Source organism: Mycobacterium sp. NGS17 (assembly GCF_059813205.1).
In genome coordinates, this window is sequence record NZ_JCALED010000012.1 from 98,399 (window position 1) to 110,455 (window position 12,057).

The window sequence follows — 12,057 nt, forward strand, 5'->3', positions numbered from 1 at the left end:
GCATAACCTCTCGTTCGAATTCGGCCGCGAAACGGTCGTCGTCGGGCGTAGCGTTGACGTAGTCGGGTATTCGGTGCAAAGGGCGGCCACAAGCCGCCGTGTCATTGCATCGGGAGGTGATGGTGAACGGGCCAGTGGTCGACGTCACGGCGGCGAGAACCCGCGCGCGCGAACGCGTTGTCGTCTCCGTCGATTCACTCGGGGCCCGGCTGATCGGCGCTCTGGCGCTGTTGTGCGCCGCATGCTGGTTCATCGGGATACTCGCCCGGCACCACACCCATCCGAGTTGGGACTACACCGACCGGTTGGCCTGGTCACTGACCGTTCTGGTGGCGGTGGCGTGGATGGCTCGCGGTATCTTCCTGGGCCGGCCAGTGACGACGATGCATGCCGTCGTCGCCGCCTTATTCGTGCTGGCCGGGCTGGGCTTGCATGTGCTGTCCTTCGATCTGTTCGGCGACGTGGTGATCGCCAGCTCCGGTCTGGTGTTGATGTGGCCGACGGCCTCCCACCCACGTCCCGATGATCTGCCCCGGCTGTGGAAGCTGATCAACGCGACCTGCGGCGACGCGCTCGCCCCGTTCACGATGCAGACCGGCAAGAGCTACCACTTCACCGCCGACGGCACCGCGGCGCTCGCGTACCGCACGCGGATGGGGATCGCCGTGGTGGGGGGCGACCCGGTGGGCGACGAGGCGCGCTTTCCGGAACTGGTCGCCGATTTCGCCGCCACCTGCCACGCGCACGGATGGCGCATCGCCGTAGTGGGGTGCAGTGAGCGGCGGCTGAGCCTGTGGACCGATTCGTCAGTGCTAGGACAACCGTTGCGGCCCATACCGATCGGCCGTGATGTAGTCGTTGATGTTACCGGTTTCGACATGGTGGGCCGCAAATTCCGCAACCTGCGTCAAGCGGTGAAGCGGACCCACAACTGCGGTGTGACAACCGAAATCGTGGCGGAGCAGGAGCTCGACGAGAAGTTGCTGGCCGAGCTCACGGAGGTGGTCCGGGAGTCGTCCAAGGGGGCCCACGCCGACCGCGGATTCCACATGAACCTCGACGGCGTACTGGAAGGCCGGTTCCCCGGAATCCAGCTGATCATCGCCAGGGACAAAGCGGGCACCGTGCAGGCGTTTCACCGATACGCCACGGCCGGCGCCGGCAGCGACATCACCCTCGACGTGCCGTGGCGCCGGCGCAGCGCCCCCAACGGGCTTGACGAGCGGCTCAGTGTCGACATGATCATGGCGGGCAAAGAGACTGGGGCACAGCGGGTATCGCTTGCGTTCGCCGCGTTTCCCGAGATCTTCGATGACAAGAACCGCGGCCGGACCCAGCGCGTCTTCTATCGGTTGATCCACGTGCTCGACCCGTTGATCGCCCTCGAGTCGTTGTATCGGTATCTACGCAAGTGGCATGCCCTCGACGCCCGTCGCTACGCGCTGATCTCCATGGCGCAGATCGTCCCGCTACTGTTCGTGCTGTTGTCGCTGGAGTTCATGCCGCGCCGGCGACACCTCTGAGTGTGTCTGCGCCTGTGTCACAGTGAGTTGCTGACAGCCCAGCCCCGTGGGCAGGTGGTGAGTCGCGACCACCACCGTCCGTCGCGGGGAAAACAACCGTGAGTTCGGAGTCAACAGATCTCGCAGAATCCGTTCCGAGTCGGTGACATCGAGATGTTCGGTGGGTTCGTCGAGCAGCACGATCCCCGCGGGAGAGATCACCGCCCGCGCGAGCAACAGCCTCCTGCGCTGGCCGGCCGAAAGAGCTTGCGCCCCAGCGGTGAGCACCGTGGCCAAGCCGTCGGGAAGACCGGCGATCCACGAGTGCAGTCCGACCGCGTCCAGCGCTGCCGTCAATTCTTCGTCGTCGCAGTCTCCGCGCGCGACCAGCAGGTTGTCGCGGATGGTGGTGGCGAAGACATGGGCGTCCTCGGCGAAAAACCCGATCGCGCTGCGTAAGTCGGATTCGTCGAACTCGCTCACGTCGGTGTCGCCCAGCCTCACCCGCCCGCCCAGCGGTGGCAGCAGGCCGGCGAGCGTCATCAGCAGGGTCGTCTTCCCCGAACCGCTGGCGCCGGTGACGGCCAGCCGCGCGCCGGCCGGCAGATCCACCTTGATGCGCGTCGAGCGTGCCGCGCCGTCATGACCGAAACGTACGTCGGCCGACAACCGTCCGGTACCGACCGGTGCGGGTACGCTCGCCGTCGCGATCTCGGGCCCGGGCGGTGCCAGTTCGAGCAGGCGGCGCGCGGCGATCCGCGACCGCGTCAATTGCACCGCGGCGGCCGGTAACGGCGTCATCGCCTCAAAAGCGGACAGCGGCAGCAGCATCAGCACGGCCAGCGTGGTGGGCGCGACCGCGTGCGCCAACCCGATCGCGCACACCACCGCGCCCAGCACGCTCGCCCCGATCGCCGCGGTCGGCATCGCCTCTGCGACGGCCGCCGGTTTCGCGGCGGCGTCCAGCGCATCGCCCCAGGCGCGTTGCCGGCGTTGCGATTCGGCGATGACATCGGGAAGCAGGCCGGCCACCCGGAGCTCGGGCGCGTGCTCGAGGGCGAGCATGGCCGACGTGTCTCGTTCGGAATGATGCTGTCGCGCAACGTCTTCCTGGGCTGCGGCGGCACGGCCGGCGATTCGGGGCGCGACCAAGCCGGCGGTCAGCAGGCAGACGGCCAGCACCACGGCCGCCGCCGGCGAAATGGCCGCGACGACCGCGGTTGCCGCCAGCGCCAGCACCACCGCGACGCCGATCGGCACCACGGCGCGAACCAGGACGTTGGCCAACTCGTCGACGTCAGCGCCCGCCCGGGCTACCAGTTCACCGCTGTGCAGCCGGACGGAGGCCGCCGCCGGTCCGCGCGCCAGCCGTTGGTAGATCTGTACGCGTGCGGTGCCGGCCGTCCGCAGGGCCGTGTCATGGGTGGCCAGTCGCTCGCAATAGTGCAGCACGCCCCGCGAGATCGCGAACATGCGAACCGCGACCGCCGCCACCGACAGGTCCAGGACGGGCGGCATCTGCCAGGCGCGCGTGATCAGCCATGCCGAAACGCCGGCCAAGGCCAGTGCGCTGCTTAGCGAGAGCACCCCGAGCGCGATCGCCGCCAGTACGCGGGTTAGCCGCGGGCGCAGCAGTGCCAAACCGTCGATCAGCGGATCAGGTTGCGGCATAACGCACCCCGCGCTCGGCGACCACCTCGACGACCTGGTCGCCGATGGCCAGGACAGGCGCACGGTGGCCGACGACGATCACGGTCGCACCGGCCCGCGCCCGCTCGGCGATGGCCCGCAAGACGCGTTCCTCGGTGGCGGCGTCCAGGTGGGCGGTCGGCTCGTCGAGCAACAGCACGGCGGCCGTCGAGCCGAGCGCCCGGGCCAGACCCAGCCGTTGTCGTTGTCCCAGCGACAAACCGGCACCGCCGCGCCCGAGCGCGGTGCCGCCGGCATCTGGCAGTTCGGCCAGCACCGCGTCGAACCCGGAATCGGCACAAGCTTTTTCGACGTCGTCGAGGTTTCCGAGCAGCATCAGGTTCTCATCGACGGTGCCCGGTACCAGCACCGGACGTTGCGGAAGCCAGGACAGTTGCGGCCACCATCCGGTGGGCTCCAGGTCGGCGACGTCGACGCCGTCCACGCTGACCCGGCCCGACGAGGGCACACTGATGCCGGCGATCGCCTGCAGGGTGGTGCTCTTGCCGGCGCCGTTGCGCCCGGTCAGCACCGTCACCGAGCCGGGTTCGATGACCGCGTTCAGATCGCGCGGCGCCCGGCCGTCGCGGCCGTCCACGGTCAGATGATCGAGGCGAATCCGCGCGCCGCGCGCGCTGACCGTCAAAGTCCCGGCCTTCGGCGCGGTCGGCTCGCCGATGAGGGCGAACGCCGCAGCGGCCGCGGTCCTGCCGTCCTGCGCGGCGTGGAATTCCACGCCGATGCGGCGCAGCGGCCAGTACACGTCGGGAGCCAGTAGCAGGACCGTCAACCCGGTGGTCAGGGTCATCTCACCGAACACCAGCCGAAGACCTATCCCGACCGCGATCAGCGCCACCCCGAGCGTGGCCAACAGCTCCAGCACCAAAGCCGACAGGAATGCGATCCGCAGCGTCGCCATGGCCGAACGGCGATGTGCCGCAGCCAGTTCGGCGATACGGCGCGCGGGCCCCACGACGCGCCCCAGTGCGCGCAGGGTGGGGATGCCGGCGATCAGGTCCAGCAACCGGGCCTGCAGCGTCGTCATCGCGGCCAGCGCCGCGGCCGACCGGTCAGCGGTGGCGAGTCCGATCAGCACCATGAAGATCGGTATCAGGGGCAGCGTGATCGCCACGACCACCGCCGATTTCAGGTCGTACGCCGCGATCACGGCGACCGTGGCCGGGGTCAGGATCGCGGCGAGCAGCAACGTCGGCAAGTAGCCGGTGAAATAGGGGCGCAAGCCGTCCAGTCCGCGGGTGACCACAACGGCGGCCGAGTCGCGTTGCGTCGCGAGTTCGCTGGGTTGCCTGGCGGTCACCGCGGCAAGCACCTGGCCGGACAGGTCGGCGATGACCGCGCTGGCCCCCCGTTGCCCCAGCCGGGCCTGCAGCCAATGCGTCACGGCACGGACTACCCAGAGCGCCAACAGGATTGACAGCGGGACCAGGAAGGCGCGCAAACCGCGGGCGCCGGGATCGCCGACGGCGCGCGCGACGATGCCCGCCAGGACGACCGCCGAGCCGATCGCGCAGCCCGAGATCAGTACGCCGCAGCCCACCACGGCGACCAGGTAGCGGCGCAACGCCGCCGACGCCCGCCACAGTCGCGGGTCCAGGGGCGCCCGGCTGGTACGGTCCGTACCGCTCAGGACGCGCGCCTTGCCAGGCCGATGGGCGCGGGTATCCGGTCGGCCGAGATCCGTTGCCGGAATACCCAATACGTCCATGCCTGGTAGATCACCGTCAGCGGAGCCATGAACGCCGTCACCCACGTCATGACTTTGAGGGTGTAGTGGGTGGAGGAGGCGTTGTAGATGGTCAGGCTCCAGTGCTGGATCAGCGTCGAGGGCACCAGGTTTGGATACAGCGACGCAAAGAGCAGGATCACGACGGCCGCGACCACCAGTGCGACGCAGGTGAACGCCCACCCGTCGGAGGCGCGCCGCCACACCAGCAGCACCGCCGCCAGCTGCGCCAGCACCGCCGCGGCCAGCACCACCCAGCTCCAGTCCTTGCCATGGGCCAGCTGCGTCCAAAGGCCGAAGGCCGCGACCAATCCGGTGACGGGCAGGGACAACCAGACGCCGAATCGGTACGCGTCGTCGCGGATTGCGCCGGAGGTCTTCAACGCGACGAACGTCGCTCCGTAGAACAAGAACAATCCGGCCGTGGCCAGGCCGCCCAGCACCGTGTAGGCGTTGAGCACATCGGAGATCGAAAGGTGAATGTGGCCATTGGCCTCGACCGGGAGTCCACGCACCAGGACGGCGAAGGCAACGCCCCACAAGAAGGCCGGCAACCAGGACCCGGCCGCGATGCCGGCATCGGCCCAGCCGCGCCATTTGGTGTCATCGATCTTGCCGCGCCACTCGATCGCCACCGCGCGCACGATCATGCCGAACAGGATCGCCAGCAGCGGCAGATACAGCGTGGAGAACACGGTGGCGTACCAGCCGGGAAAGGCGGCGAACATGGCCGCGCCGCCGACGATCAGCCAGACCTCGTTGCCGTCCCACACCGGTCCGATGGTGTTGAGCGCCGTGCGCCGCAGCGGTTCGGGCTCGCCGATGCCGATGCGCGCGAACGGTTCCATCAACATGCCGACGCCGAAGTCGAAGCCCTCGAGGATGAAGAATCCCAGGAACAGCACTGCGATGATGCCGAACCACAACTCCTGCAGTCCCACCGTGTCAACTCCTTTCGGCGTCGGGCTAGGTCGTTGTCAATACGCGAAGGACAGAGGTGCCACCTCGTCATCGCTGGGGGCCTGCGGGGGAGCGGGTTCCGCATCGTGTTCCAGTGGCCCTTCGACCACGTAACGTTTGAGCAAGAAGAACCACAGGACCGCGAGCACCGCGTAGACGAGGGTGAAAGTCACCAGCGAGGTAATCACCATGCCGGGCACATGATTCGACACCCCTTCGCGGACCGTCATCCGAACCAATTGATCCCCAGTGGGATTGGGCGCCACCACCCATGGCTGACGGCCCATCTCGGTGAATACCCACCCCGAAATGTTGGCCAGGAACGGCGTCGGAATGGTGAGCAGCGCGAACCAGGACATCCAACGGCTCCTGGGTGTTCGCCCACCGCGGGTAACCCACAACACGGTCAGGGCGAACAACACCGGGATCACCAGGAGCCCGATCATCGCCCGGAACGACCAGTAGGTAACGAACAGGTTCGGCCGATAGTCGTCGGGTCCGAAGCGCTGCTGGTAATCCTGTTGCAAATCGTCGACCCCGCGCAACGTCACGCCGCTGAACTTGCCCTCGGCCAGCAACGGCAGCACATAGTGCACCTTGATGACTTCGGCGACGCTGCCGCAGTTGTTGTGCGTTCCGATCGTCAGCACGGAGAAGTCGGGATCGGTCTCCGTGTGACACAACCCCTCGGCCGACGCCATCTTCATCGGCTGCTGCACGAACATCAGCTTGCCCTGACGGTCACCGGTGAAGAACAAGCCGATCGCGGCGAGCAACACCACCCCGCAGCCGAGGATGGCCGCCGGACGAAACATGGTGCGGGCGTCGGTTTGCGCATCGAGCGCGACCGACCCTGGCTCGCGTGAGCGCACCATCCACCAAGCGCTGACCGCGGCGACGAAGGTGCCGGCAACCAGCAACGCCCCGGTTATGGTGTGCGAAAACGCCGCCTGCGCCGTGTTATTGGACAGCAGGGCGAAGATGTCGTCCAGCTCGGCGCGACGCGTCGCCGGGTTGTAGTGCGCGCCGACCGGATGCTGCATGAACGAGTTCGCCGCGATGATGAAGAAAGCCGACGCGTTGACCCCGAACGCGACAATCCAGATGCAGGCGAGGTGTATCAGTTTCGGCAGTCGGCTCCAGCCGAAGATCCACAACCCGATAAACGTGGACTCGAAGAAGAAAGCGAACAAGCCCTCCATCGCCAGGGGCGCGCCGAAGATGTCGCCGACGAACTTCGAGTACTCCGACCAGTTCATGCCGAACTGAAATTCCTGGACGATCCCCGTCGCCACGCCGATGGCGAAGTTGATCAGGAACAGCTTGCCGAAGAACTTGGTCAGTCGGTACCAGGCGGTGTTACCGGTGGCCACCCACACCGTTTGCATGATGGCGATCAGCGGCGCCAAACCGATGGTGAGCGGCACGAAGATGAAGTGGTAGACGGTAGTGATACCGAACTGCCACCGCGAAATATCGACGACATTCATCTGTCATCTCCCGAGACTGCGGAGGCCCGATCAACGGCTACGACAGAGTGTAGTAGATGTGTCGGCGCCAGCGCTACCCGCGCCCCCTCAGCCGGCGAGGGTCTTGGACGCCTTACGGATTCCGAACGACGAGACGATCTCGAACACGCCGATCACCACGAACCACGCGCCGACCACGATGGCCAGGGTGACGATGGAATCGAAAGGTGACGCCAGGACGACGATGCCGGCGATCAGGCTGATCGCGCCGACGAAGATGTTCCAGCCCCGTCCGGGAAGGTGCGGGTCACTGATCGCCGAAATCGTTGTTGCGACACCGCGGAAGACGAACCCGATGCCAATCCAGATGGCCAGCAGCAGGATTGCATATCCCTGGCCGAAATGGCGGAAAGCCAGCAACGCCAGAATCAGCGACGCCGCGCCACTGATGAACAGCAGGATCCGGCTTCCCGCCGAGACGTGAAGTGAGAACGCGAAGACGACCTGCGCGATACCGGTAATCAATAGATAAACGCCGAAGGCGACGGCGGCGACCAGGATGGAAATTCCTGGCCACGCCAACACCAGGACACCAACGACTAGCGACAGAATTCCCGATAGCAGAGCGGATTTCCACAGATGCGGCAGCAAGCTCGGAACGGGGTGGGTTCCAGGAGTGCCAGGGGAGATAGTCATGGCCGCAGTCTGGCACAAACGTGCGCCGTGGTACAGGGACTTTGGTCAGACGTGGACCGTGCGGGGATCCTCGGCACGCAGGTCGGTGGGCTCTTCGCCTGCCCTGCGGCCGATTAGATACCAGGTGCGCATAACGCCCTTGCCCTTGACTTCGATGCGGCCGCGTTCTTGCAGAACGAAGTCGTTGTTGAGGCGCTCGTACATCGCCTCGGGCACTTGAATCCGGCCCACCGAATCGGTGGACTCCATCCGCGACGCGACGTTGACCGCGTCGCCCCACACGTCGTAGAAGAACCGGCGCGAGCCCACCACACCGGCCACGACGGGCCCGCAGGCCATGCCCACCCGCAATGGGACGGCCCCGCCATACGGATCATGCAGCGTGGCAGCGACATTGGCCATATCGATGGCGAAATCGGCCAGCGCGGAGGCGTGATCCGGCCGCACCCGTGGAACCCCGCTGACCACCATGTAGGAGTCTCCGCTGACCTTGATCTTCTCCAGGCCGTGCTTGTCGACCAACTCGTCGAAGGCGCCGTACAGCCGGTCCAGGAACCGCACCAGGTCGGCCGGGGCTGTGCTGCTGGCGCGTTCGGTGAAGCCGACAATGTCGGCGAACAAAACGGAGGCCTCGTCGTACTTGTCGGCGATGACGTTTCCGTCGGCGCTCTTGAGACGCTCGGCGATGCTGCCCGGGAGCATGTTGGCCAGCAGCGCCTCCGACCGCTGGAACTCGGATTCCATCACCGCCTCGGCGCGCTGCGTGTCGCGCAGCGCGTACCACACCGTGATGAACACCATGACGCAGGCAGAGACGATGGTGACGATGAACATCATGGACTGTGCCCACGCGGGCACCAGACCAGTGTTGCGGGGCACGAGGAACTCCAACCCGATGACGAGGCCCGCGGCGATCGCCGCCAGGCCTGCCGCCAAGACGATGTGTTCGAGGCCCAGCAGCAACACCACCAGGCACGCACCCACCACCAAGAAATATTGCGAGCCCGAGGACGTGCCCGCATCCCAACAGCTGGCGGACACGGTGACGTAGGCCGCGCCGATGAAGGTCAGCGGCGCGACCAGGTCACCGAAGCGGTGCAGCCACGGCACGCTCGCGAAGATCAAGGCCGCGACGACGTTCAGGACAAGCATCTGCCATATCCAGGCACCGGTGACCACCTGCAGCACCACGAAATTGGTGCTGACGATGACCGCCAGCCAGGCAGCGATCGTGAGCACTCGATACTGGCGTGCGGCGCTGTCGGCGTAATGCTGATTGCGGTCGCGTGACTGGGCGCGCGCCACGGCCACGCAGTCCGGGCGCTCCGACGAGCCGTCTGGGCGTGTGGGTGGGGCACCACATTTCTTGGCCGCCACGCGAGTAAGCCTAACCGCTGCGCTGCAGGCTTGTCGGCTGTCCTTGGGAAAACTCGCGAATGAGCGGAACGCCCGGCCGGATGATTCCCGCGACTAGCTCGCCATCGGCGGTCGCCATTTCGCGTACCGCACCGACTCGCTAATCGGCCGGCGTTCGACCAATTCGGTTTTACGAACCAAGGCTTCGCGGCGATATCCGCGATCGACCGACCGGGCGCCGGACCGGGCAGCTGCGAGTGGCCTGGGGTGCTGTCGGCGCTGGGTCCGTAACCGGCTCTTCTTCATTCCACGGCAGCGAGCAAACCACGCGATCGGCCGCCTCGCCGCGCAGATTGGGGCCAGCAGCGCCAACGTCACAAAAACGGCTTGCTGTAGATGTGACACGTCAGTTCTCCAATCTTCGGCTTGCGCCCGGCAGGCCGACGCAACCGCCCCGGTAACGCGGCGACATGCATCAGAGCGTATGAGAGGACACCGTGGACTCGACCCAACGACGCGCCAAATTCCGGCCGCGAATAGTCACTTTTTGATAACCGTTGAGCGATGTCGGCATAGTCGGATGCCCGGTGAGGGCGGCGGCTCACTCATTCACTGGCAAAATGCGCAGGCAAACGGTGCAAGAATGACACCTAACCGATTGCTCGGCGCTGAATCCAAATGCGCATCAGGACTCATCCGCCGCATCGGGTGGCAACCTCCGCTTCAGCCCGCTTGCCAATATTCGTTCATCGGCTGGGCGAATTTGTCATTGTTTGTGAGCCTGGGAAGTTGCAGTGAGTCTTCGATCGTGCGGAGCAAGCTGTAATGGTTGTTGTAGTTGGTGGCAACGATGTGACCTTGGCGCATACCGGAATTCGGTGACGGGATGACGATCATGGGGACGTGGTTGCCTTCGTTGCCGATGCCCAGTGACAGGTTGTTGTAGTCCTCGTCCCACGTGATGAAGATGGCGCTGCGCTGCGTTTGGAATGCGGGTGAGTTCAGGATCGTGGGCAGCGTGGCCGCGAGGAACTGGTCGCCGGCCTTGATGTTGTATTGGTGGGTCGTCAGCAGGCTCAGGATGAACTCGAGGTTGACGGGGCCTTCCATGTTGTGGTCTTCGTCGGCGGCCCACCACACGTAGTTCGGGGTGGTGGCCGGCGAAGCGAGATCCGTGGCCATCCGCTCCAGCGGCAGCACGTGCGCCTGGCAGCGAGCGTCATTGGCGACGATGTCGTGGAAGGCGAGGAACGGTAGTTCACCGGGGCTGTAGGGCCCCGCGGACTGCTTGAAGCATGGCTGCGGCATGGATTGCTCGTAGGAGGCCCAACCCCCGTGCGCCGCTTCGATGTTGTCGACCAGGTTGGGTTTGTCGAAGCAGTCCAGCTCGCAGTTGTAGTTGAAGCCGAAATCGGAGCCGCCGAGGATCGGGTAGTAGTTCGGAAGGCTCGGATGCGTTTGCGCGTAGTAATTTTTGCCGTACCCGTAGTTGTTGATGAGGCCGTTGGTGTATGGCGCATTACGGCTGCCGACGATGTCTTTCACGCCATGGTTTTCGAGATAGATCATGAATACGTGGTCGAGGGGGCCGACTTTCGACGCCGGCGGTGTCGGCGGCGGCGGGACAGGCAACGGGGCGCCGACGGTCAACGAGATGTTGTCGGCGTAGGCGTTGTTGTAGTTGCCGATCACCGGGTTTCTGTCTTTGAGGGTGACCACCACGTTCGCGCCGCGGGCTCCCCGGGGAATCATCCCGGTCGTCTCGCGTTGCAGGAGCGCGGTTTTCAAGCGGCGGTCCAGAACAGTGACCGGCCCGATCTTGCCGGCGCCCAGCGGCGTCTGGTGGTCGGCGGCAGTGAAAGTGACGGTGACCGACGCTTCGGACGGGTCTTCAAGGAAGCCGCCGAGCCATCCGCTCAGCATGTATGGCACTGTGCCGGTGTCGATTTGCGGCGCCGCACCGGACAGATCGACGAATTGGGTGAGCGTCGACGTCGCCACATTCCCACCGCCGAAGAATTGCGCGGCGCCGTCGGGCGGCCCATTCTGGGGCCGCGGAAATCCCAGGGCCGCTGGCAGAGTCGGGCCGGGCGACCCCAGCGGCCACGGCAGCCGACGCATGGTGCCGTACTTGATGACGGTCGGTGTGCCGGTCACGGTCCACCCTGGGATGGACACCGAGCTGTATGCCGACAACGACGGGTCACCGAACTCGGCACCCGGATTCATCAACAAATTCGGGCTCATCACCACGGCGGCGGACACTTTCGGCGCGGTGAACGCCGACAGCACCAGCACGGCAGCCCCGGCGACGGCACCAGCCACACGACCAAGCCGACAGAACATCAGGTACCACCTCTGCGGTTAGGGCGCCGCGAATTGCTCCGTCGATCGTGAGCTATGTCACGCCGAACTCCTACGTTGTTGCGCGAATCGATATCCAGCAGTTGCCATTCGGTGACCGAGTCGGAGAAGCGATTCACCGTGCAATCGTGTATGGACGGTCTTGACTTCGCGTGGAAAACAGGCGGTACGAAGGCCCCGGCCCTCCCGACCTGTGATTGGCGGCGGATCTTCGCCGCGCGGCTCGGCAACGGGTGGCTCGCGCCCGTCGAATCGACGCGGCGGATGCGCTGCTGGG

General features: G+C 65.8%; 8 protein-coding genes. 1 reads left to right on the forward strand and 7 read right to left on the reverse strand.

The window, feature by feature from the left end; genetic code table 11:
• Window positions 1-122: 122 nt before the first annotated feature.
• The gene (locus AC5Y7E_RS22320) at window positions 123-1,523 is read left to right on the forward strand and encodes a bifunctional lysylphosphatidylglycerol flippase/synthetase MprF (RefSeq protein ID WP_499950787.1); all 1,401 of its coding nucleotides are present in this window, start codon (window positions 123-125) and stop codon (window positions 1,521-1,523) included.
• On the opposite strand, the gene cydC is transcribed toward AC5Y7E_RS22320, so the two are convergent.
• From cydC to AC5Y7E_RS22355, 7 genes are all read right to left on the reverse strand, one after another.
• Entirely contained in the window at window positions 1,470-3,173 is a 1,704-nt protein-coding gene (cydC, locus tag AC5Y7E_RS22325) for a thiol reductant ABC exporter subunit CydC (RefSeq protein ID WP_499950788.1), read from the reverse strand. The two genes, AC5Y7E_RS22320 and cydC, sit on opposite strands and share 54 nt — an antisense overlap.
• On the reverse strand, window positions 3,160-4,773 hold the full coding sequence (cydD, locus tag AC5Y7E_RS22330; RefSeq protein WP_499950806.1) for a thiol reductant ABC exporter subunit CydD: 1,614 nt from the start codon (window positions 4,771-4,773) through the stop codon (window positions 3,160-3,162). The genes cydC and cydD overlap by 14 nt, the downstream gene beginning before the upstream one ends.
• 62 nt (window positions 4,774-4,835) lie before the next feature.
• Window positions 4,836-5,876 carry a cytochrome d ubiquinol oxidase subunit II gene (gene cydB / locus AC5Y7E_RS22335; RefSeq protein WP_499950789.1) on the reverse strand — a complete coding sequence of 347 codons (1,041 nt, stop codon included), beginning with the start codon at window positions 5,874-5,876 and terminating at the stop codon, window positions 4,836-4,838.
• Between the two features lie 36 nt (window positions 5,877-5,912).
• Window positions 5,913-7,385, reverse strand: coding sequence for a cytochrome ubiquinol oxidase subunit I (locus AC5Y7E_RS22340; RefSeq protein WP_499950790.1), 1,473 nt, complete (start codon window positions 7,383-7,385; stop codon window positions 5,913-5,915).
• Between the two features lie 87 nt (window positions 7,386-7,472).
• Window positions 7,473-8,078: an HdeD family acid-resistance protein gene (locus tag AC5Y7E_RS22345; protein WP_499950791.1), complete on the reverse strand. Its 606-nt coding sequence runs from the start codon at window positions 8,076-8,078 to the stop codon at window positions 7,473-7,475.
• Between the two features lie 27 nt (window positions 8,079-8,105).
• A complete protein-coding gene (locus AC5Y7E_RS22350; protein ID WP_499950792.1) occupies window positions 8,106-9,437 on the reverse strand; it encodes an adenylate/guanylate cyclase domain-containing protein in 1,332 nt (443 codons plus the stop codon).
• Window positions 9,438-10,139: 702 nt separating this feature from the next.
• Window positions 10,140-11,741 carry an alkaline phosphatase family protein gene (locus AC5Y7E_RS22355; protein WP_499950793.1) on the reverse strand — a complete coding sequence of 534 codons (1,602 nt, stop codon included), beginning with the start codon at window positions 11,739-11,741 and terminating at the stop codon, window positions 10,140-10,142.
• Window positions 11,742-12,057 lie beyond the last annotated feature (316 nt).

What these genes read in the sequence shown, in the direction of transcription:
- cydC (WP_499950788.1), bottom strand. Translation starts at nt 3,173, where the DNA reads ATGCCGCAACCTGATCCGCTGATCGACGGTTTGGCACTGCTGCGCCCG.
- AC5Y7E_RS22340 (WP_499950790.1), bottom strand. Translation starts at nt 7,385, where the DNA reads ATGAATGTCGTCGATATTTCGCGGTGGCAGTTCGGTATCACTACCGTC.